This window comes from Ignavibacteriota bacterium, assembly GCA_013285405.1.
Lineage (GTDB): Bacteria > Bacteroidota > Ignavibacteria > Ignavibacteriales > Ignavibacteriaceae > IGN2.
In genome coordinates, this window is record CP053446.1 from 1,133,223 (window position 1) to 1,156,416 (window position 23,194).

At 35.0% G+C, this 23,194-nt stretch carries 18 protein-coding genes; 11 read left to right on the top strand and 7 right to left on the bottom strand.

What is annotated here, in order from left to right:
• Positions 1 to 444: 444 nt before the first annotated feature.
• From alaS to HND39_04890, 3 genes are all read left to right on the top strand, one after another.
• On the top strand, positions 445 to 3,063 hold the full coding sequence (gene alaS / locus HND39_04880; protein ID QKJ95665.1) for an alanine--tRNA ligase: 2,619 nt from the start codon (positions 445 to 447) through the stop codon (positions 3,061 to 3,063).
• Between the two features lie 70 nt (positions 3,064 to 3,133).
• Complete coding sequence (gene radA, locus HND39_04885) at positions 3,134 to 4,486, top strand: DNA repair protein RadA (GenBank protein QKJ95666.1); 1,353 nt, start codon at positions 3,134 to 3,136, stop codon at positions 4,484 to 4,486.
• 124 nt (positions 4,487 to 4,610) lie between these two features.
• Positions 4,611 to 4,868 carry an RNA-binding protein gene (locus HND39_04890; protein ID QKJ95667.1) on the top strand — a complete coding sequence of 86 codons (258 nt, stop codon included), beginning with the start codon at positions 4,611 to 4,613 and terminating at the stop codon, positions 4,866 to 4,868.
• Positions 4,869 to 5,055: 187 nt separating this feature from the next.
• On the opposite strand, the gene HND39_04895 is transcribed toward HND39_04890, so the two are convergent.
• Positions 5,056 to 7,470 carry a carboxypeptidase-like regulatory domain-containing protein gene (locus tag HND39_04895; GenBank protein QKJ95668.1) on the bottom strand — a complete coding sequence of 805 codons (2,415 nt, stop codon included), beginning with the start codon at positions 7,468 to 7,470 and terminating at the stop codon, positions 5,056 to 5,058.
• Between the two features lie 124 nt (positions 7,471 to 7,594).
• Between HND39_04895 and HND39_04900 the strand changes: the two genes are divergently transcribed.
• The 4 genes from HND39_04900 (at position 7,595) to HND39_04915 (ending at position 10,188) form a co-directional block, all read left to right on the top strand.
• Positions 7,595 to 8,326 (top strand): hypothetical protein, encoded by a 732-nt coding sequence (locus HND39_04900; protein QKJ95669.1) that lies wholly within the window; start codon positions 7,595 to 7,597, stop codon positions 8,324 to 8,326.
• Between the two features lie 111 nt (positions 8,327 to 8,437).
• Positions 8,438 to 9,010 carry an HAD family phosphatase gene (locus HND39_04905; protein ID QKJ97887.1) on the top strand — a complete coding sequence of 191 codons (573 nt, stop codon included), beginning with the start codon at positions 8,438 to 8,440 and terminating at the stop codon, positions 9,008 to 9,010.
• A 155-nt stretch (positions 9,011 to 9,165) separates the two neighbouring features.
• Positions 9,166 to 9,933, top strand: a complete 768-nt coding sequence (locus tag HND39_04910; protein ID QKJ95670.1) for an NRDE family protein — start codon at positions 9,166 to 9,168, stop codon at positions 9,931 to 9,933.
• A gap of 9 nt (positions 9,934 to 9,942) precedes the next feature.
• Positions 9,943 to 10,188: an N-acetyltransferase gene (locus HND39_04915; protein ID QKJ95671.1), complete on the top strand. Its 246-nt coding sequence runs from the start codon at positions 9,943 to 9,945 to the stop codon at positions 10,186 to 10,188.
• 34 nt (positions 10,189 to 10,222) lie between these two features.
• Here the strand turns inward: HND39_04915 and HND39_04920 are convergent, their stop codons facing one another.
• Positions 10,223 to 10,651, bottom strand: coding sequence for an OsmC family protein (locus HND39_04920; protein QKJ95672.1), 429 nt, complete (start codon positions 10,649 to 10,651; stop codon positions 10,223 to 10,225).
• Positions 10,652 to 10,678: 27 nt separating this feature from the next.
• Positions 10,679 to 11,290, bottom strand: coding sequence for a DUF1579 family protein (locus tag HND39_04925; protein ID QKJ95673.1), 612 nt, complete (start codon positions 11,288 to 11,290; stop codon positions 10,679 to 10,681).
• A gap of 182 nt (positions 11,291 to 11,472) precedes the next feature.
• On the opposite strand from HND39_04925, the gene HND39_04930 reads away from it, so the two are divergent.
• Together HND39_04930 and HND39_04935 are read left to right on the top strand one after the other, a co-directional pair.
• Positions 11,473 to 12,816, top strand: a complete 1,344-nt coding sequence (locus tag HND39_04930; protein QKJ95674.1) for a response regulator SirA — start codon at positions 11,473 to 11,475, stop codon at positions 12,814 to 12,816.
• A gap of 170 nt (positions 12,817 to 12,986) precedes the next feature.
• Positions 12,987 to 13,844, top strand: coding sequence for a matrixin family metalloprotease (locus HND39_04935; GenBank protein QKJ95675.1), 858 nt, complete (start codon positions 12,987 to 12,989; stop codon positions 13,842 to 13,844).
• A gap of 39 nt (positions 13,845 to 13,883) precedes the next feature.
• Here the strand turns inward: HND39_04935 and HND39_04940 are convergent, their stop codons facing one another.
• A complete protein-coding gene (locus HND39_04940) occupies positions 13,884 to 14,339 on the bottom strand; it encodes a T9SS type A sorting domain-containing protein (protein ID QKJ97888.1) in 456 nt (151 codons plus the stop codon).
• A 510-nt stretch (positions 14,340 to 14,849) separates the two neighbouring features.
• Entirely contained in the window at positions 14,850 to 15,287 is a 438-nt protein-coding gene (locus HND39_04945) for a hypothetical protein (GenBank protein QKJ95676.1), read from the bottom strand.
• A 227-nt stretch (positions 15,288 to 15,514) separates the two neighbouring features.
• Between HND39_04945 and HND39_04950 the strand changes: the two genes are divergently transcribed.
• Both HND39_04950 and HND39_04955 read left to right on the top strand, forming a co-directional pair.
• Positions 15,515 to 16,747, top strand: a complete 1,233-nt coding sequence (locus HND39_04950; GenBank protein QKJ95677.1) for a peptidase C1 — start codon at positions 15,515 to 15,517, stop codon at positions 16,745 to 16,747.
• A gap of 399 nt (positions 16,748 to 17,146) precedes the next feature.
• Positions 17,147 to 19,531, top strand: a complete 2,385-nt coding sequence (locus HND39_04955) for a sodium-translocating pyrophosphatase (GenBank protein QKJ95678.1) — start codon at positions 17,147 to 17,149, stop codon at positions 19,529 to 19,531.
• Positions 19,532 to 19,644: 113 nt separating this feature from the next.
• Here the strand turns inward: HND39_04955 and HND39_04960 are convergent, their stop codons facing one another.
• Entirely contained in the window at positions 19,645 to 20,145 is a 501-nt protein-coding gene (locus HND39_04960; GenBank protein QKJ95679.1) for a hypothetical protein, read from the bottom strand.
• A 291-nt stretch (positions 20,146 to 20,436) separates the two neighbouring features.
• Positions 20,437 to 23,142 (bottom strand): valine--tRNA ligase, encoded by a 2,706-nt coding sequence (locus tag HND39_04965; protein ID QKJ95680.1) that lies wholly within the window; start codon positions 23,140 to 23,142, stop codon positions 20,437 to 20,439.
• Between the last annotated feature and the right edge of the window lie 52 nt (positions 23,143 to 23,194).

The window sequence follows — 23,194 nt, forward strand, 5'->3', positions numbered from 1 at the left end:
CATTTATATTTTTCCCCCGAATGGTAATGTTATGATCATTTTTATCAGGATTGTCAATAATATTTTTTTATTGTTTATTGTTACCACTAATTCAACTTTTAACATTCATATTAATGCTCAAATTTTGAAAAATTCAAGCAATTTGAGTACCATTGGAAATCTCTCACAATCCATTGAAAAGCAACATGAAAATTTGGATGTCGTAATTTTATTACTTATTTGCTGAAAAATTGACCGCAGGAAGAGGAAGATATATACTTTGTGTCGCCACCTCAACCACTATTGGCTATTCAGGAAGAGTTGTCCCTTCAACAATATTTTATCTCACAAAACACAATTAATTATTCACCGTAATAAACGCTGGTCTAACATTATTACCTTTCTAATTTAAGCTTACAATCGATTTTATTATTTTTACTGATAAGTTAATTGATAAAGGATAAAATGACTTCAAATGAAATAAGAAATCAGTTTCTTAATTTTTTTAAAGATAAAGATCACAAAATAGTTCACTCTTCACCCGTAGTTCCATTTGATGATCCAACTTTGCTATTTACAAACGCAGGTATGAATCAATTCAAAGATGTATTTCTCGGAAAAGGAAAACGAGATTATACACGAGCTGTTGATACTCAAAAATGCATTCGTGTTAGCGGTAAACACAATGATCTCGAGGAAGTAGGTCACGATACATATCACCACACATTTTTTGAAATGCTCGGCAACTGGTCTTTTGGTGATTACTACAAAGCTGAAGCAATTGAATGGGCATGGGAACTGCTTACTAAAATATGGAAGCTTCCGAAAGAAAGATTATGGGCAACAGTTTATAAAGATGACGATGAGGCTTTCAATTTATGGAAAACAAAAACGGATATAAATCCAAAACACATTTTAAAGTTTGGGGAGAAAGATAACTTCTGGGAAATGGGTGATACAGGTCCCTGTGGTCCATGCTCGGAAATTCATATAAATGTTGGCGATGACTTTGAAAACCCGGAATATGTAAATGCAGGTACTCCCGAGTGCATTGAAATCTGGAATCTTGTTTTTATTCAATATAACCGTGATGAAAATGCAAAACTTCACGAGCTTCCGGCTAAACATGTCGATACTGGGATGGGGTTCGAAAGAATTTGTGCGGTTCTTCAAAAGACAAATTCTAATTACGACACTGATATTTTCTATCCTATAATTGAAGAAATAATTAAGCTGAGTAAAATTAAAATTGAAAAAGATCTTTATGCTGAAGCGAAAGAGAAATCAGAAGAAATTAAAATTGCAACCAGAGTAATCGCTGATCATATTCGCTCATTAACTTTTGCAATTGCTGATGGAGCTGTTCCGGGAAATGAAGGGCGTGGTTATGTTTTAAGAAGAATTTTGCGCAGAGCAGCCAGATATGGAAGAAAAATTAATTTAAATGAACCATTTCTATATCAAATTGTTGATGTATTAGTTCAAACGATGGGAGATGTATTCCCCGAAATAAAAGAGAAAAAAGACTACGTTAAAAAAGTAATTAAAGGTGAAGAAGAAAGTTTCAATGCAACACTGGATAGAGGCATTGAGTTATTCGAAGAAATAATTGAAAAGCTGAATAAGAAAAAAGAAAAACAAATTCCCGGCGAAGATGTTTTCAGGCTTTATGATACGTTTGGTTTTCCGGTTGACCTGACTAACATAATGGCAGTTGAAAAAGGATTTTCAATTGATGAAGTTAAATTCAATGAATTGATGAATCAGCAGAAGGACAGAGCACGGGAAGCAACAAAAGAAAAATTCGCTTCCGTAAATGTTGCGTTGAATGATACAAAAGGATTTCAGTTCTCCAGCAATCAGCCGACTGAATTTACCGGCTACGATGAACTCGAATCCCATTCAAAGATCACTGGATTAAGACGAGATGGTAATACTGAATTAATTATTCTCGATAAGTCTCCTTTTTATGTGGAAGCCGGCGGACAGGTTGATGATAAAGGTTTATTAATTACTAAGGAAAATAAATTTAGTGTCATTGATTTGCTGAAAGTTGAAAATAAAATTGTTCACGTGATTGAAAATGATCCCGGGAAAATCCTTCAACCGGAAATTGAGTTGACTGCTGAAGTAGATTCCAAACATCGCTGGGATGTCATGCGAAATCATTCTGTTACTCATTTTCTACATGCTTCTCTGAGAAAAATACTTGGTAATCATGTTCAGCAGGCTGGTTCGTACGTTGGACCGGATCATCTTCGGTTTGATTTTACTCACTTCACCAAACCAAGTCCGGAGGAATTACGGGATATTGAAATTTTAGTGAATGAACAATTACGACGAAACCTTCCTATGATTCATCATAGAAATATTCCATTTGATGAAGCAAAGAAAATGGGGGCGTTGATGTTTTTTGGTGACAAGTACGGTGACAAAGTTAATGTTGTTCAGTTCGGTGATTTTTCTATGGAATTCTGCGGCGGCACTCACGTAAAAAATTCATCTGAAATTGGTTTGTTCAAGATAACAAGTGAAGCATCTGTTGCCAGCGGTGTGAGAAGAATTGAAGCAGTTACCGGAGCCGGAGTTGAAAAATATATTCAATCACAGCTTGAACATATGAAGCAGTTCAGCCACCGGATTGATGAACTTCTCGATACTAAAAAGAAAATGGAAAAAGAAATATCAGATCTCAGGCTGAAAGAAAAACTTGGTCAGCTCGATCATATTCTTTCTTTAAATTCTTCAGAAAAAGGAATAAAAATATTTAAAGGGAAAGTTATAGCGGATAACATGGATGAACTTAAATCTTTCGGTGATGAATTACGAAATCAGATGGGAAGCGGGGTTGGTGTTCTTATTTCCCAAATCGAAGATAAGGTTGGAATTGTTGCTGTTGTCAGCGATGATTTGATTAAAGAAAAAAAACTAAGTGCCGGAAAAATTGTTGGTGAACTTGCAAAACTTGTTGGCGGTGGTGGTGGTGGTCGTCCTCATCTTGCAACTGCGGGAGGGAAAGACATCTCTGGTATTCCGGCTGCAATAAGCAAGGTTGAGAAAATTTTAAGTGTCTTTATTCAATAATTAAAAATTCAAATGTCAATAGTCAAAAAAATATTTTGAATTTTGAGTTTTAATTTTTTGACTTTGGAAAATGTCTAAAACAAGAATAAAATACATCTGCTCAAACTGCGGTTACGAGTCACTTCGCTGGTTAGGTAAGTGCCCGGAATGTGAAAGCTGGAATTCTTTTATTGAAGAAATAATAGAAACCTCCAAACGAAAGCCGGTCATCTCAAAATCAAAATACGAGATAAATACAATTGATTCTATTTCAGCAAATGAAGAAGACAGAATTAAAACGGGAATAACTGAATTCGATCGTGTACTTGGTGGAGGTTTGATGCCGGGTTCTGTGATTCTTCTGGGAGGAGATCCGGGAATTGGAAAATCAACACTTGCAATGCAGGCAACTGCTAACATCAATAGAAAAGTTCTTTATGCAACCGGAGAAGAATCGGAGAAACAAATAAAACTGAGAGCCAGCAGATTGAAAATAAAATCTTCTGAATTTTTTGTTCATGCAGAAACAAACCTTTCAGATATAATCGGTGCGATCAACCAATTATCTCCTTCTGTGGTTGTGATTGATTCAATTCAAACGATGTACAGAAGTGAGCTGGATAATTCACCCGGAACGATTACACAAATCAGAGAATGTACTGCTCTACTTATGGAAGAAGCCAAGAAGAAACATTACTGTGTAATCATTATCGGGCACGTAACAAAAGAAGGAATGATAGCCGGGCCAAAATTACTTGAGCACATAGTTGATACAGTCATTCAGTTTGAAGGTGAATCAAACCATTCATTCCGGATTCTGCGCGCACAAAAAAATCGTTTCGGTAGTACAAATGAAATTGGTGTATTCGAAATGCATGAAGATGGACTGCGTGAAGTCAATAACCCGAGTGAATTATTTTTAAGTGAAAGAGAAAAACAAACTCCCGGTTCTGTTGTTACATCAAGTATAGAAGGAACTCGTCCAATTCTTCTAGAAGTTCAGGCACTTGTAACACCATCCAATTACGGTTATCCGCAAAGAGTTTCAAATGGATTTGATCAAAGAAGGCTTTCAATTTTACTTGCAGTACTAGAGAAAAGAGCGAACGTTCGTGTTTCGGCAGCAAATGTTTTTGTGAACATAGCAGGAGGAATTCGAATAACAGAACCGGCGGCAGATCTTGCAGTTTGTTCTGCAATTGCTTCAAGTCTTCTTGATAAAATCATTGGCAATCAAACGATTATCATCGGTGAAGTCGGGCTCGGCGGTGAAATAAGAAGTGTTGGTCATATTGAAAAACGAATTCAGGAAGCAAAGAAATTAGGATTCAAATCCGCACTTATTCCCTATCGAAATACTAAAGAATTAAAGTCCTCAGAAGGAATAACGATTAATTCATACGAATATTTAGACCAGGTTATAAAGGAGATTTTGACAAATTGAAGTGATTTTAAGCTTTTCTAACTCAAAATTTATTAATAATACCTATTGAGAGTTTAGCAAGTCTTTTTATATTTTTATGTGTGGCTTTTGCCATAATGTTATTTAACTATCAATTGAGGTTCTAGTGAGTAAAAAACTTTTTGTGGGAAGTCTCCCATGGGCAGTCAACGACGAAAGTTTAAAACAAGCTTTCGCTCCATACGGTAAAGTTGTTTCTGCCACAGTTGTAACAGATCGCCGGTCCGGACGTTCGAAAGGATTTGGTTTCGTGGAAATGGAAAATGATTCCGAAGCCAAAGCAGCTATCGACGCATTAAATGGTTCTGAGCTTAGCGGCAGGAACATTGTTGTGAACGAAGCAAAACCAAAGGAAAAAGAATAGGAATAAAACCTTTACGGCTTAATTTGTTTATTGAAGCGCTCATCTTTCGGGCGCTTTTTTATTTTAAAATTGAATGACTATTCACTCAGTCAAAACGCAAACGTATTCAGACTAACCACAAAATTATTGTTTCCCCTGTAATTTAATCCTGCCTGCCAGCAGGCAGGTTCCAGGCAAACATTAAATTTTAAAATGCGAATGTATTAATACTTATTACAAAATTATTACTTCCTCTGTAATTCAGTTTCCACGCAAACTCAAGCTGAAAAGGAATTATTCCCTGCCCCAGTCCAAAACCAATTTCATAAAATGGCTTGTTGAATGTTTTTATTTCAACCGGAAGAAGTGCCGCAGACTCATCTCCAATTTCCGTAATTGTCGAGTTAAAGAAAACATTAAGAGTTATTTCCCAATCCTTAAATCCCGGAACCTTCAGCAGCTTGAATATTTCATCGCGGAAGTTGTATTCAAGATTCATTGTCGCGACTCTTTCGCCAAATATTTCATTCACTTTCAAAGTCCTGAACGTAAATGATTTTGAAAGCAGGTTAATATTACCCGGTAAAGCGTACATATCCTGGTACGGCAAAGCACTAACATTATACATTCCGAAAAGATCCAGATTAATGAATGAAGAACGAAAAGTTGGTATGTAGTTGTTTATGTAAAACCTGTAAGTTGTAAAATTCAGATCGCTGCTTAACCAGTCCTTATTTGAATGAGTCACATCGCCTTCAAAAGTTGTGTAGTAATCTCCTGAGAAAGCTCTCCTCCGGAAATAACCGTCTTCAATGTAATCTCTAAAGTCAAGTTTGAATCCGGCAGTAAGTGCGTTTATTGTAGCTTCATAAATATTAGGATTAATCGGATACTCTCTGTCTTTTTTAAAGAATGAAAAATCTGTATTGTTCTGTGCGCTTTTATCTTTTCTATTCAAAAATCCTGCACTCAAAGCAAGCACGGGAAAAACTTCACTTTCAACTTTGAAATCAAATCCTGCAGAGTAGTAATAATTTCGGAATTCTTCTTTATTCAGTAACGCTAATAGTGAAGCCGTCAGATCAGCATATTCATCAGAAGAACCGAAAAGAATTTTGATTGTATTGTATGCATTAAGATTAAGTGAAGTTGTCCTGTAATCACCAAGCAGGTATTCAAATGAAAAATCTGTTTTGAATCTTTTATCAGAAAATCCGTACGCAAAATCAATATCTGAGTTCAGCCGTTGATCAAAATAATCTTCAAAATAAAATCCGAGTCTTGGAGTAAAACCTTCTACCCTGTTGAACCTCCAAAAATTGAGTGTTCCATTTATTGAAAAGTTTTCCGAAAAGTATGTTCGCGTACTTACCCACGAAAACTGATCCCAGAATGAAAAAGGCAGCTTCTGAAGACTATCAATTCTTTCATAAGCTGTTGTTTCTTCATTTGTATTGGGAATTGTTTGGGTGGTCGTCCAATAAAGCGAATCTTTTTTATCAGCATCAGGAAGAACTGTAACTATAGCTTTGTTAAAAATATCATCACTCAGCTCAGGATTAATTTTGTAATCGTAGAGAATTGTATTCAGCTCAAAACCAAAATCAACCAGCCCGAGAACATTTCCTTTTGCAAAAAGTCTGTAATCGACCGGCATATAAATATCATCGTAACTTGTAAATTGCTGGAAGATACTAATTGTATCAAAAATTCCACCGATGTTTGCTGAACGATTCAACTCAAGCTCAACCTGTATGAGTTCATAAGTGCTGTCGTTAATAAAAATACTTCCCTGAAATCCCGGATCGTCAGGGCTTTCAGTTTTAAAATTCAGCTTATAAACTTTTCTTTCATTCTTCATAACCATCCCGTCGATGTAATAGTAATAATATTCGAGTGCATCATCAGCAATTGGTCCGGGCAGTCTGCCTCCGAAAAATCTTATATCATCTTCATAAAAATTTTGAATCAACCTGCCTCCGGTCAGAGTATTAATTGTTGGAGGGAAGTTTGCACTTTGTTTTCTGGCGATAATAATTTCTTTATAATGATCTGGCTTTTTGAAAAAACCTTTGCTTTGATTTTCAAGTATTCCGGTGATTTTCAACTTCTCTGAATCTGATTCAGTATCGACACCAGCCGAAACTGATCTTCCTCTTGCACTGATTTCATCTGTTGTTCTGATCAGTCCTTTAGTATATGCTTCAAACTCATAGGTGTTCAGTTTTGAATTTCTCTCCTTCTTCTTTTCAATAGCTTTTCTGATAATTTGAAGCGCCGGATTCTCCCCGGGAAGAATTACAATTTCCGGTAAAATTATTTTCATTTTTTTCAGAGAGAAGTTCACATCATATTTATTTTTATTCAGATTAACTTCTATCGTATCAGAATAATAACCAATATATGAAGCGACTAAAAAATAATTCCCTTCTGCGAGTTTTATTTCGTAATCACCAGATAGATTTGCTGCTGTGCCTGAAGTAGTATTCAGAACCCGGATATTGGAATATGGCAGGGCTTCATTTGTCAGCGAATCAGTTATTTTTCCTGATATTGTGAAAGGTTGAGCAATAATTTCAGTGGCGATTAGAAACAGGATAACGTTAATGTAAAATAAATTCATAAAGAAAAGATTGTTATGGTATTTCAAAGGTAACAAAAAGCTGTTTTAGTATTAAGAAAAATTTTTGTGTTATAATTGTTTGGTTAATCTGTTTATCTTTTCAAAGAAAAAAAATTAATTGAATATGAATTACAGAATTTTAATCCCGGTACTCTTCATTCTTGCTTCTATAACATTGTTCTCACAAGAACAAACATCAACCGAAACCGACCCGGTAAACATAACCGCACAAGGTGTTATAAATAAATATATCTACGCTATAGGCGGAATAGATAAATTTAAGAGCGTAATGGACAGAACAACGGAAATGACCGGAACAGCAATGAACCAGCCCATTAGCATAATAGTAAAACAAAAATATCCCGATAAACTTTTCCAGGAACTTAAAGCCGGTGAAGTAACGCAGTTGCTTTACTATAGTAATGGAAAAGGAACGATGGTAATCGGTACAGAAAAAACAGAAATTGATAAAAAAGAACTTGAACGGCTGATGATGGATGCAACAATGCAGTTACTGCTTAATCCGGACAGTTTTGGAGTTAAAACAGAATTTTTAGGAATTGAGTGTGTTGACAGCGTAGATTGTTATGCAATCAAATTGACATTACCGTCAGGAATTCGCTGGTTTCAATATTACAGCATGGAAACTGATTTAAAGTTTAAAGAGACGAAAGAAATCCAAACCAAGCAGGGATTGTTCGAACAGGAAACTTACTTCTCAGATTATCGCGACGTCGATGGTTTGAAGTTTCCTTTTGCCATTAAACAACATATCGGTTTGCAGGAAATTGAACTGACTGTTACAAGCATTGAAATTAATACGGGATTGGATGATAGTGTTTTTGAAATGAAATAAACAAAGCCCCACCCAACCCTCCCCGAAGGGGAGGGCTTTTTGATTATTTAATTAATTCTTTTATAAATAGTGAAAACCAAAAAATACTCGGCGATTGTTTTTGATCTTGGAATGGTTCTTATACCTTTCGATTACAATATCGCTGTAAAAAAATTTAATCAAATTGAAAATCATCTTGGTGACAGATTTATTGAATATTATAATTCTAATTATCATCTTCACAGGAATTTTGAAAAAGGTCTGATGACTGAATCTGAATTTCTAAATGAAATGCTGACCATTGTTGACCATAAAATTGATACAGAAACTTTCTGTAAAATATATTCTGAAATTTTCTCAACAAATGAAAGTGTTGTTTCTCTATTACCTGTACTTAAAAAGAATTACAAATTATTTCTACTTTCTAATACAAACTCAATCCACCGAAAATTCGGATGGCAGCAATGTGAGTTCATCAAATATTTTGATAAACTTATCCTCTCTTATGAAGTAAAATCATTAAAACCTGAAGAGGAAATCTATCGTGCTGTTGAAACTGCATCTGGTTTCCCATCTTCAGAGCATTTTTATATTGATGATATTCAGGAATATGTTGATGCAGCAATAAAACTTGGCTGGGATGCAGTTCAGTTTGTTGATTATGATAAGTTATTAAACGATCTTAAGACCAAAAACATATTATAGTTTTTGGTTGATTGGTTTGTAGTTTTAGTTAATCAGTTTTTGGCTCTGGATATGTGATTTATAGTTATAGTCTAAATTCCATAATTCCAGAACCAATTAACCAAAACAAGAAACCGAAAAACTAAATCCAATAACTTAAATCCAATAACTAAAAAATGTGCCTAATAGTTTTCGCAAATAAAGTTCGTCCTGATTACAAACTGATCTTCGCAGCAAACAGAGATGAGTTTTATAACCGACCAAGTGAGCAGGCAAAATTCTGGTCAGACCATCCCGATCTGCTGGCTGGAAAAGATTTGCAGGCAGGCGGAACGTGGATGGGAATTACTAAGCAAGGAAGATTTGCTGCAATCACAAATTACAGAGACTTGAAAAATCATAGAGATGATGCTCCATCTCGTGGAAATCTCACACTGGATTTTTTAATGAATGATATTTCGCCAAATGATTATTATTCAAATCTTAAGTCAAGATTAAAAAACTTCAACGGATTTAATTTGCTTTTGGGTACTGTGGACGAACTTTACTATTTCTCAAATGAAATTGATGGGTTGCAAAAAATTGAGCCCGGAATTCACGGATTGAGTAATGCATTGCTCGACACGTCTTGGCCAAAAGTTGAAAAAAGTAAACAACAACTTCAGAATTTGATGAATCAGAAAGAAATACATCCGTGGGAAGTGATTGATATTCTGAAAAACTCAACGATTGCAAAAGATGAAGAGTTACCAGATACTGGAGTTGGGCTGGAACTGGAAAGAATGCTTTCTTCTGTTTTTATCAAATCAGAAAAATATGGAACCAGATGTTCTTCTGTCATTATGGTTGATAACAATAATAATATTAATTTTGTGGAGAAATTTTTCTTTGATGGGATCGGTAACTTTTCAAACAGAGAATTCAAGTTCACTATAAATAACTAAGAAAAGAAAATGGAACAGAAAGTAATTCACGAAAAAGAAAATAAAAGATTTATTATTTATACCGACGGCGGAGAAGCTTATGTTGAGTATAGACTTGATAATAATGAAATGGATTTATATCATACCTTTACAAATCCTGCGCTTAGAGGTAAAGGATTAGCGGCTCTTGTAGCTAGAGCCGCTTTGGAATTTGCTAAAGAAAATAATTTGAAGGTTATTCCAACCTGTCCTTATATTCAAACATTTATCAGTTAGGAATGTTGAATTTAAAAATTTGGTTGAGGAATAATTATTTCAACTTCGCACTGAGAACAATTTTTGGTCCGGTGAGAGCTTTTGAAACAGGACAACCGACTTTTGTTTGTTCTGCGTGTTTTACAAAAGTTGCCGCATCAATACCATCTACATCACCAAGTGTGTCTAATTCAATTTTCGTGATTGTAAACCCGCTGTCAAGTTTTTCAAGATGAACTTTTGCATCGGTTTTGATTGAGTTTACTTTGAATCCCTCTTTAGACAATGAATTAGCTAAAGCCATCGAATAACAGCCGGCATGAGCAGCACCAAGTATCTCCTCAGGATTTGTTGTTGTTCCCGATTCAAACCTTGAACCTGCATCAAATGGTGTGTTATTTAATAATTTGGTTTCAGTACTGATTGAACCTTTTCCACCTTTTAAATCGCCTTTCCATTCGGCATTTGCTTTTCTAATTGGCATTTGTCTATCTCCATTTATTATTATTGATTATTCACTTTTTGTGAAACTTGTTTCCATTAAAGGCTTCCATTTACCTTCTTGATCAAGAAAATATGTGTTGAATCCGAACTGATCAACGTCTTCCTCAGTTGGGATGTAAAGTTCTATTTTGTATTGAAAACTTTTTTCATCAGTTGATGGGTTAGCTGATATACTGTCAACTCCGGTAAAAACTATTGATTCTATATCAGGGTCAAAATCGCCATACTCAAAAATTGCATCGGTGCCGAATTCATCGATTGAAAAAAGTGAAAATCTATCTATATCCATGTCGTAACCAACAATATGCTCGCTCGTAAATTCTTTTTCATAAATAGAATAAATCATATTTATCTGCAAAAATCTTCCACCGAGAATTAAGTTTGCGTCCGCAGTTCCATCATTTTCTTCGGGGTCTTTATCAGGATCAATCCAAAGCCGATAATGTAAATTCCATTTGCCTTTTAGTTTGCTTATCATTTTGTGCGGTGGACTTATTTTAGCCAGTTCAAGATTATAATTTTTGATTATTACATTCTCCTCCTGAGCAAATAAGTTGATAGAAGCTAAAATCAACACTACAAATAAAATCTTAGAAATGGACAAAATTTTAGAAATCATTTTTATTTTATACCTAAAAAATTATCTTTATAAACTAAAACAAGATACCAAAAAATATCAAAGCATTAAATGTCTTTTGTATTAACTACTTTAAATTTCATATTCAATAACAATTTATAAATGTATAATTTTATTTATTATAATTTTAAGTTCTTCATTATACCCTAAAAGTTGGACACAGTATGAAAAATAAAATTACACACGTTGTAAAACGTACGGGAGCGATAGTTCCATTTAAAAAAGAAAGAGTAATCAATGCAATTTACCGTGCTGCCGTTGCAGTCGGCGGCAGAGATAAAGATAAAGCCGAAGAACTTGCTGAACAGGTTATTGAAATACTCAACCAAAAATTTGATGAAAAAACTTCGCCGCATATTGAAGATATTCAGGATGTAGTGGAAAAAGTATTAATTGAAAATGGTCACGCAAAAGTTGCTAAGGAATATATTCTTTACAGAGAAGAAGCTGCAAGAAGAAGAGATGAAGAAGGGAGGATTAATTCAAAACTAAATGAAAATATTCCATGGTCAAAAGTGTGGCGAAACCTTGATTGGGCGGTTGAACATAAACTCAATACTATCGAATTGCTGAATGAAAGAGTTGCAAATGGAGAATTTGCACAGATTGTTCACGAGTCTGAAACTTTGTATGAAGATGATGTTGAACTTGCAGCAAAATTAATTATAGAACGACTTAAAGATTTGCGAATGGTAATGATAAGCGGACCTTCTTCATCAGGAAAAACAAGCACTACGATGAAACTTGAACAGAAACTGATAAAGAAAGGTTATAAATTCAAAGCACTTATTGTTGATCACTATTTTTTTGATCTCGAGTTCCATCCAAAGGACGAGTTTGGTGATTATGATTTTGAAACTCCGCAGGCACTTGATCTCCCTTTGATAAATGAACATCTCTCTAAACTTAGCCACGGAGAAAAAGTTTTAATTCCAAGTTATGATTTTAAAAGCGGTACGCGAACTCTTGATGCCACTCCGATGAAACTTGAAAAGGACGAAATACTTTTAATTGATAGTCTGCATGGGCTGTATCCTGATTTCAGCAAAGATATTTCTCCTGAAGTAAAATTTAAATTGTATCTTGAACCTCTTTTGCAAATGAAAGGTCTTGATGGTAAATATATTCGCTGGACTGATGTAAGATTGATCAGAAGAATGCTGCGTGATTTTGCTCATCGTGCATACAATCCAACACAAACGCTTGAACACTGGCACTATGTGCGTTCAAGTGAATTGAGAAATATAATTCCATACAGCAACACAGCAGATTTTATTATCAGCAGTGCAATGCCGTATGAGCTTTGTCTTTATTCACACAAACTTGGAAAAGATTTTATTGAATGGGAGAAAAAATATAAAAATGATCCGTTGAAAACTGATTCGTATGAACGTGCATCGAGATTAGCTTATTTATTAAAACACATCACTCCTGTTGAAGATGATTCTCCGGTTCCGCACGATTCAGTATTGAGAGAATTTATTGGCGGAAGTAGTATTGTTCATTAGAAAATACTGTTTCGAATTTGATACATTATAGTCTCCAATCCTGAACTATTATGTTTCTATAAAATAAAATTGTTTTAATTATTGAATATTTTTGCACTTCTTTTGTCCTGTCCAAAAGGAATAGAAATTGTTAAAGGATTTCATAGTTCAAATCAAATGAAACTTAAACAATGAAAACAAAAACCTGTTCGATTTTACTTTTACTTTTTACTTTTTTTGCTGCTACCACAACAAACTTTACACAGCAATCTAAATTCCATAAACCTCAGTCTTCAGGTAATAAAAAAAATTTCAATATCAACTCTTCACACAATTCAAATATCAGCAAACCATCAACAGTAACAAACTATAGAAGAAAAGATTTTACTATAAACAGAAAAGAAAATGTTGATATAGATTCGCAGCGAAAAAAGAAAAACTATTCAGGAAACAGAACCATTCTCAAAACAAATAAATCAGAAAATTATTTCCACATTGATAAAACCGGAAGCTCCCTTTGGGATGGAAAACATTGGGACATGGATGACTATCCACTTAAAGTTTACGTGAAAGAATCGTCTTCTGGTTATTATGATTCAGATTATAAAGATTATGTCAGCTATGCGTTTAAGATATGGCAGAAGGCTGATAACAGAATTCAATACACCTTCACAAACAATAGCAGAAATGCGGATGTTCAATTTGTTTTTGTTGAGAATCTCGGAAAAAAGTATGAAAGTAATTATCTCGGTCTGACTGAGTATGATGTGAACAGTAAAAAAGAAATCGAACAATCAACTGTTCAGATAAGCCTGATAAAATTTGGTGATGAAAAAGTCAGTGCAGGTGAAATAAAAGCAACTATTATTCATGAACTTGGTCATGTATTTGGACTTGGTCACTCTGAAAGTGAGAACGATATCATGTATCAGTACATCAGCTCCGATCATACAGCTAAGAAAACTTTTGACGAACTTTCCATCGGTGATAAGCAAGCAATAAAAGATGTAATCGACTTGGGTAACGACGAAAAATATGTACGAAAGTGATTAACCAGAGTAAGAGTAAAACATATGAGTATCTTTCTCTTATTTTATTACAATCATCTTATTTGTTTTGGAAAAACCATCAGCAGTCATCGAATAAAAATATGTGCCGCTTGGCAGATTAGTTGCATTAAACTCGACTTCATATTTTCCTGCTGGTTTTTCTTCGTTAACAAGTGTGGCTACTTCATTTCCTAACACATCATAAATTTTTAATGTTACAAAACCGGTTACAGGTAACTGATAACTTATTACAGTACTTGGATTGAAAGGGTTGGGATAGTTATTAAATAAATAATATGAATTTGAAATCAATTGTTTTTCCTCAACCATAACCGGGTCCAGCCAGGTTGCCAAATGTCTGAAATAGTTTTTCCATACTGATCCGTCCCACAATTGAGTTAACTTTTCCGTCCAATTATAGTTTTCATTATAAACATAAATTCTAAATACATAATTATTCCATCCTGTTCCAGGTGTCCAGTTTTCCTTTAGCATTGTTGCTATATTATTTTGTTGTGTGTAAGTATAAGTTTCTCTCCAAACATTTTCCCAGTCTAAAATAGTGGTTTGCCAGTCTTGATAAATGGTGGATAATAAATTATTGTTCAAGTCATATTCATACAAATATCTAAAATCATTTATCCAGATGCTGTCGGCACTATTCCATTCTTGTCTTATAATTTCATTGTTGTTTCTGATAGCATCATAAAAGTAGAGGTCTCTCAGTTCAAGTTTCCAATCACTGAGTAAATAGTGGTCATACCTGTCCTTTTTTATTAATAAATTAGTGGAATCATACGAAAATTCTTCTTTCCAAAAAGGACCCCATTGACCATAAAACATATATAATCCCTCACAAGTAATTCTTGTTGTATCACTTAATGAGTTCCAGCCATAAGAATATCTATTAATGTGAAGCCAGCCTGGATTTGCCCAAGTATATCTGTCAATATGTAACAAATTGTTATTAGAAGAGAAGAAATAATAATAGCGATAAAATTCCTCTCAATAACCTGAGCTCCAGTACCATTCATTACTAAAACTCAATCGACTATTCATATCATAACTATAGGTTTCTTTATACGTATTTTCCAAGACACCACCACTATTTCTTTTACGCACAATGAATGTATCAGCAAGATTATTATTGTTATAAGAATACTCATAAATTGAATAAGTCTTCCAACTAGATAAGGATTGATTCCAATCTTGAGTTGTTAAATTTTCTATCAGAAAATCACCCTCAATCTGAGTAGAAAATTCCCCAACTATTTTGTCATAATGAAAATAAATTAATGAATCGGATACTGCATTAGATAATGGAGTAGTTTTATCTTGATTATAAAATGTAGTTTTGGTAGGGTTGTGAATTTCTTGAGCTTTTAAAGTATAAGTTAACTGAAACAGTAAAAAGAGTACAACTAATATTTTTATTGAGTTCATCGCTACCCCTTAAATTGTTATTAAGTTGTTACAAACTTAATATGTTTTTAAAAAAATCAATCCCTGTTGTCCTATTTTATTATTGAAGGCAGCATAGTATAATTTTTTAAGCATAAACTGATTTTTAGCTATTTCAAAACTATTCTTTCAAAAAAACAGGTAGCTAATCACATCCAATATTTATAATTTTCAATGCCATTTTCTCAATAATTCTCAGGAGTTGGTCTATGAAAATCAATATTTCATTACTTACATCGTTACTAATCATTTCTTTTATGTTTCAGCTTTATGCTCAGGATGAAAAAAACAAAGGTACATTCGTCGAACCAAAAGATGGTTATTACCAAAATGAAATTCTCAAAGGCATAAAAGAATTTAACGAACCCTTTAAAGAAAAAAAGAAAGAATTTAAACTTGACTTTTCTGGAATGAATCTTCCAGAATCCAAAGATGAATTCACAAGTTACTGGTTCAACGACCCGATTTCACAAGGAAGAACCGGAACCTGCTGGTGTTTTTCAACAACATCATATTTTGAATCTGAAATATTCAGACTTAGCGGAATGAAAATAAAACTTTCTGAAATGTACACTGTCTATTGGGAGTATGTTGAAAAAGCGTATCGGTTTATTAAAGAAAGAGGTAACTCAGAATTTGAAGAAGGTTCGGAAGCGAATGCAGTTCCAAGGATATGGAAAATGTACGGAATAGTTCCTGAAGAAGTTTATACTGGATTACTTCCCGGTCAAAAATTTCACGACCATCAGGAAATGATTAAAGAAATGAAAACATATCTCAATAACCTTAAAACTACTAACGCCTGGGATGAATCTGCAGCAATCCTTGTAATCAAATCAATATTGAATCATTATATGGGTGAACCGCCTTATGAATTTTATTATAAAGAAAAAACATTTTCACCAAAAGGTTTTTTAAACGACTATCTTAAACTTAATCCGGATGATTATGTTGATGTACTTTCCTATATGCAGCAGCCATATTATAAACAAGTTGAATATGAAGTTCAAGATAACTGGTGGCACAGCGATGTTTATTACAACGTTCCTCTCGATGAGTTTATGCACGCATTGAAGGATGCAATAAAAAATGGTTACACGATGTCAATCGGTGGTGACGTATCAGAAGCCGGATATGATTCGTGGCATAAAGCCGGAGTCGTTCCAACTTTTGATATACCTTCTGAATACATTGATGAAAGTTCGAGACAGTTCCGTTTCAGCAATCAAACTACAACCGATGATCATGGAATTCATCTTGTTGGTTATCTGGTAAAGGATGTTGTTGATTGGTTTTTAATAAAAGATTCTGGCGCGGGTTCAAGAAATACAGGAGATCAAGGGTTTTATTTTTATCACGAAGATTATGTTAAACTGAAAATGATGGATTTTATGGTTCATAAGGATGCAGTTAAAAATTTATTGGAGAAGTTTAAGCAATAAAATGAATGGATATTAAATTCGGGAAATAGCTGATATTCATCGATTTTAATAATATTTTGAAAAATTTTATTTCTTCAAAAACATTGATTTTAGATACATTTTACTATCTTTATCCTCGTCTTTTCAGACTTTTATCACTTCATTTAGAAAATACGCTGGCTTTTTATTAATTGGAGTATCAGGAATATACTTTATACTTAAATTTTTATTTGCCGTCATCTTGAATTTTATGTGAAAAAATTTTTAAGGTGTAAAATCGTGATAAGAATTGGAATAAATCTGTCTGACAAAGAAACAATAAAATTTATGTTAAGAATGTTCTTGATCAATTAACTGACAAAAAGTTTAAATATTTTATTGCAAATCAATCTTTCAAGTAATTAATTTCAGGATAATACAATGTTGAACAAGTTTCTTTTATTTATTCTTTTTATTCTAAACGGCACTTACCTGTTTGCCAGTGAGGCTAATTTGAATATTCCCACTCTTGATGATAACCAGCAATCAATTTTAGTACTCGGATTATTGGTATGCGTTCTGGGCGTGGGATTCGGAATCTATCAATACCTGAGGGTAAAAAAATTAAAAGCTCATCAATCAATGCTTGATATCGCACAGGTGATTTTTGAAACTTGTAAAACATATCTCCTGCAGCAGGGAAAATTACTTGTTGTGCTTTTTATTTTTATCGCAGTCTGCGTCGCCTTCTATTTCGGATTTTTAATGCACACAGAATTCAGCGGAGTTCTTTTGATCTTGGCATGGACGGTAATTGGAATTCTTGGTTCTTACGGAGTTGCTTGGTTCGGAATACGAATGAACACACTTGCAAACAGCAGAATGGCTTTCGCTTCTCTTGAAAGAAAACCAATAAAGCTTTTAAATATTCCTCTTGATGCAGGAATGAGCATTGGTGTAATGCTTGTCTGCGTTGAACTGATAATGATGTTAATTATTTTATTATATATTCCGAGAGCGTACGCAGGTGCTTGCTTTATCGGATTTGCGATTGGTGAATCACTCGGTGCAAGTGCTTTGAGAATGGCTGGTGGAATTTTTACAAAGATTGCCGATATCGGTTCTGACCTGATGAAAATCGTTTTTAAAATTAAAGAAGATGATCCTCGAAACCCTGGAGTGATTGCAGATTGTACGGGTGATAATGCTGGTGACAGCGTTGGACCAACAGCAGACGGATTTGAAACTTATGGTGTAACCGGAGTTGCTTTAATAAGCTTGATCGTTCTTGCAGTTGCAGATGTTAATTATCAAACTGTATTACTGACATGGATTTTTGCAATGCGTATTATTATGATTATTACTTCTATCGTTTCATTTGGTTTAAACAGAGCTATCTCGCAAGTAAAATACTCACAAAAGGATGATATAGATTTTGAGCATCCATTAACATCACTTGTCTGGATCACTTCAATCGTTTCTATCATTGCAACTTTTGTTGTCAGTGCATTAATGATTGGTCACTTACCTAACAATCTCTGGTTAATATTATCAATAGTAATTAGCTGCGGGACACTTGGTGCAGCATTAATACCTGAGTTCACAAAAATATTTACAAGTACCAAATCAAAACACGTTGATGAAATTGTGTCTTCATCAAGAGAAGGTGGTTCATCATTAACAATTTTATCCGGATTAGTTGCCGGTAACTTCAGTGCTTTCTGGATGGGACTTTTATTCGTCGTACTAATGTTAGTCGCTGATATAACAAGCGCCGAAGCACTTGGTGGTATAATGATCTATCCATCAATATTTGCATTTGGATTAGTCGCTTTCGGATTTTTAGGAATGGGTCCGGTTACAATAGCTGTGGATAGTTATGGTCCGGTTACTGATAATGCTCAATCAATTTATGAACTTTCTTTGATTGAAGAAATAAAAGATGTTGATAAAGAAATTGAAAAAGATTTCGGATTCAAGCCTGATTTCCAAAAGGCAAAGTATTATCTTGAAGCTAATGATGGAGCCGGAAATACTTTTAAAGCAACTGCAAAACCGGTTCTAATCGGTACTGCTGTTGTTGGTGCAACAGCAATGATTTTCTCTTTAATTCTTATGTTGAAACAGACTTTAGGAATTGATCCTGCAAATATTCTCAGCTTACTTAATCCATACACAAGTTTAGGATTTATTGCTGGTGGTGCTGTTGTTTTTTGGTTTTCAGGTGCATCGATTCAGGCGGTTACCACAGGTGCTTACAAAGCAGTTGAGTATATTAAAAAGAATATTCAATTGGACGAAACTGCAAGTAAAAGCGCTTCAATTGAAAAATCTAAAGAAGTTGTAAAGATCTGCACTCAATATGCGCAAAAAGGAATGTTCAACATTTTTGTTGCAATATTTTCTTTCGCATTAGCATTCGCATTGATGTCAGCTCCGGTTAATTCAGTTGAACCAGTTTCATTCTTCATAAGTTTCCTAATTTCGATTGCTGTGTTCGGACTTTTCCAGGCAGTTTTTATGGCTAATGCAGGTGGTGCATGGGATAATGCTAAAAAAGTTGTTGAAGTTGAGCTGAAAGAAAAAGGAACCGAGCTTCATGCTGCAACGGTTGTTGGTGATACTGTTGGTGATCCATTTAAAGATACTTCATCTGTTTCTCTTAATCCGATAATCAAATTCACAACTTTATTCGGATTGCTGGCGATGGAAATTTCGATATCAGAATCATTTCGAAATTCCGCTCCATTCGTAGGAGCTATTTTCTTTTTAATTGGAGTGTATTTCGCATGGCGCTCATTTTATAAAATGCGTGCAAAGGATTGAGGTGGTTTAATGCTGAACTTGCCTGCCGGTAGGCAGGCTTGTTTCAGCATATTAAATTATTACTAGGATTTTATTACACATACATATCCTGAAAGAAGTTCAGGATAAAAAACTCACTCTTGTGGCTGCATCCCGTAGTTTGCCCATTCTTCTTTAGCAGGACCGTAAACACCGGGAATAATTAATCCTGCTAATCTCATCGCAACTGTTAATTGTCCACGATGATGGATTTGATGAGCTATCAGTACGCTTAATGTTTTTCCTTTCGTCCACATTTCACCATACATATCATCTTCCTGCAAAAGAGTTTTATTATCCCAGGATGTTTTTATTTCATTTATCATTCCATCTGAAACACGTTTATATTCACCCAAAATTTCTTTTACAGTTAAAGGAACCGGAGTATTCTCATCAACAATATTAAAAGTTAAACCTGTACGATGTGCCATCTCACCAATTGAAGTAACGATATGCCAGGCAAGTCTGCCGGGCGTTCTGATATTCTCGTCTGGCTTTTTTGTAAGCGATGCATCGGTAAGACTGCTGAGAATTTTTATTGTCGCATCGGATTCAGATTTCCAATCTTCAATAAAGTCAAATAATTTGTAGTACATATTGACCCCTTTCTATTATTTATGCTGAATTTATTTCTCCGAAGGACTCCTTCGGACAGCATCTCCATTTATTATTTACGAATGATTTTTTCTATGTCGCTCCTATGGAGCTTTAATTGCTTGGGTTTTCTTTTTGCCATATTTATTTAATCCCTAACGGGATTATCACAATCTCAACGTCCCAGAGGGACAAAATATTTATAGTTATAAAAAAAATTATACCAAGTCCCGTTAGGGACGATATAACACATATTAAGATCCTGAAACAAGCCTGCTTCCCGGCAGGCAGGTTCAGGATAAACTATCTAGTATCTCTTTCAGTTTTCTCAGATTTTCCTGCCAGTCTCTCTGTTTTGCTCTTTCCTTTTCAACAACTTCTGCAGGAGCACCACCGACAAACTTTTCATTCGATAATTTCTTTTCAATTCCTGCAAGAGAACCTTCAAGACGTGTAATTTCTTTTTGAAGTCTTTGTCTCTCAACACTAAGATCAATCAGTCCTTCAAGCGGAACATAAATCTCGGATGATTTCACTATTGCGGAAGCACTTGCTTTTGGTTTAGTAATATTTCCACCCGATTTCAGATCTTCAACTTTCGCAAGCTTTTTTATGTAATCAATTTGTCGTTCTTTTACTTCATTTGTTTTCAGAAGAACATTTATTTTTTTGGATGGAGGAATGTTCATCTCGCCACGAATATTTCTAATTGCAGTAACGATATCCACAACTACTTTCATTTCTCTATCTGCCTGCAGATTTATCAAATCATTTTTCACTTTTGGAAATTCAGAAGTAGAAATACTTTCTCCTTCTTCTCTCTCCTTCATCAATTGATAAATTTCTTCAGTAAGGAACGGCATAAACGGATGAACCATCTTCAGCATATTTTCAAAGATTGATAACGCTCTCGAAAGCACAGCAGATTTAATTTCCTCATTATCACCATAAAGTCTGTTCTTTATCATTTCAATGTACCAATCGCAGAAGTCATTCCACACAAAAGAATAAATTATTTTCGTAGCATTATTTATTTCAAAGCTGTCCATTGCTTTGTTGAATTCATCGAGTGTTTCGTTGAAGCGTGAAATTATCCATTCGTCCGCAAAATCAATATGCGTTGTAATTAGTTTTTCATCAACTTTAAAATTCTCAGCGCCTACCTTGCCGACAGGCAGGTTCATCAAAAGAAATCTTCCTGCATTCCAGATTTTGTTGGCAAAGTTTCTTCCAAGCTCACATTTCTCAGTAGAGAAGAGAACATCCTGACCGAGTGGTGCAAGATAAAGCACAGAAAATCGTAATGCATCGGCTCCATATTCTTTAATTACATCAAGAGGATCAGGCGAGTTGCCAAGTGACTTGCTCATCTTTCTTCCCTGCAAATCGCGGATGATGCTGGTGAAGTAAACATCTTTGAAAGGAATATCTTTCATAAAGTGCATCCCAGCCATTATCATTCTTGCAACCCAGAAAAATATAATGTCCGGACCGGTTACAAGTAAGCTGGTTGGATAATAATATTTTCTTTCTTCTTCTGTTCTGAAAATTGCGTGAGCCCAAATCCAGCTTGATGCCCAGGTATCAAGAACATCTTCATCCTGCCTTAAATTTTTTGAACCGCAATGCGGACATTTCTCCGGCGGATCTACGGAAACAATTGGTTCTTTACATTCAATTTTACAATGATCATCACCGATGCAATACCAAACGGGAATTCTGTGTCCCCACCAAAGCTGACGGGAGATACACCAGTCACTTATGTTTTCCATCCAGTGAAAATAAGTTTTCTCCCAGTGAGCTGGATAGAATTTTACTTTTCCTTTTCTTACAACTTCAATAGCAGGTTCGGCAAGTTCCTTCATTTTCATAAACCATTGCTCAGATAAATACGGTTCAATCGGAACTCCGCCTCTTTCTGAGTAACCGACTTTATTCTGATAATCTTCAATCTTTTCTATCAATCCGTTTTGCTCAAACCATTCAACAACTTTTTTTCTTGCTTCGAAGCGATCCAAACCTTGCAGCCAATCAGGAACATTTTTATTTGTTGTTGCATCAGGATTGAAGATGTTTACAATTTCCAGCTTGTGTCTTTGTCCCATTTCATAATCATTTACATCGTGTGCGGGAGTAACTTTAACTGCACCTGTTCCAAATTCCATATCAACATATTCATCTGCAAAAATTGGAATCTCTCTTCCTACAACCTGCCTGCCGGCAGGCAAGGTCGGCAGCTTAACTTTTTTGCCGATGAAACCTTTGTATCGTTCATCATTAGGATTTACTGCGACACCCGTATCGCCGAGTACTGTTTCCGGTCGTGTCGTAGCAACAACAATATATTTGTCAGAACCAATAACCGGATAACGAAAATACCACAACTTCCCGTTTACTGTTCTGTAAAGAACTTCTTCATCAGAAATTGCTGACTTGTTTGCAGGATCCCAATTTACCATTCTGTAACCGCGATAAATTTTTCCTTCTTTGTAAAGATCAACGAAAGCTTTTATTACTTCGCGGTAGTAATCATCATCCATTGTAAAACGTTCACGTCGCCAGTCGCAGCTTACGCCAAGCTTCTTCAATTGCTGAATGATTATTCCGCCGTATTCTTTTCTCCACTCCTGGCAGTGTTTAAGAAATTCTTCGCGACCAATTTTGTATTTATCAATTCCCTTCTCTTCAAGGAATTTTGTTACCTTTGTTTCGGTTGCGATTGATGCGTGGTCTGTTCCCGGAACCCAGCAGGAGTTGAAGCCCTGCATTCTTTTCAGACGGATGTAAACATCCTGGATTGTGTTGTTGAGAATGTGTCCCATCGTAAGCATTCCGGTAATATTCGGTGGAGGAATTGCAATCGTGAACGGTGATCTGTCGTTAGGCTCTGAGTCAAAGAGTCCGTTATCGAGCCAGTATTTGTACCACTTATCCTCTGTGCTTGAAGGGTCGTATGCTTTGGGTATTTCTGTTCGCCGCGGCGAATTGGTTTCTGTCATTAAATTTCTGTTTATTCGATTTTTGAAGTTTAAATATAAGGATTTTCGGGAT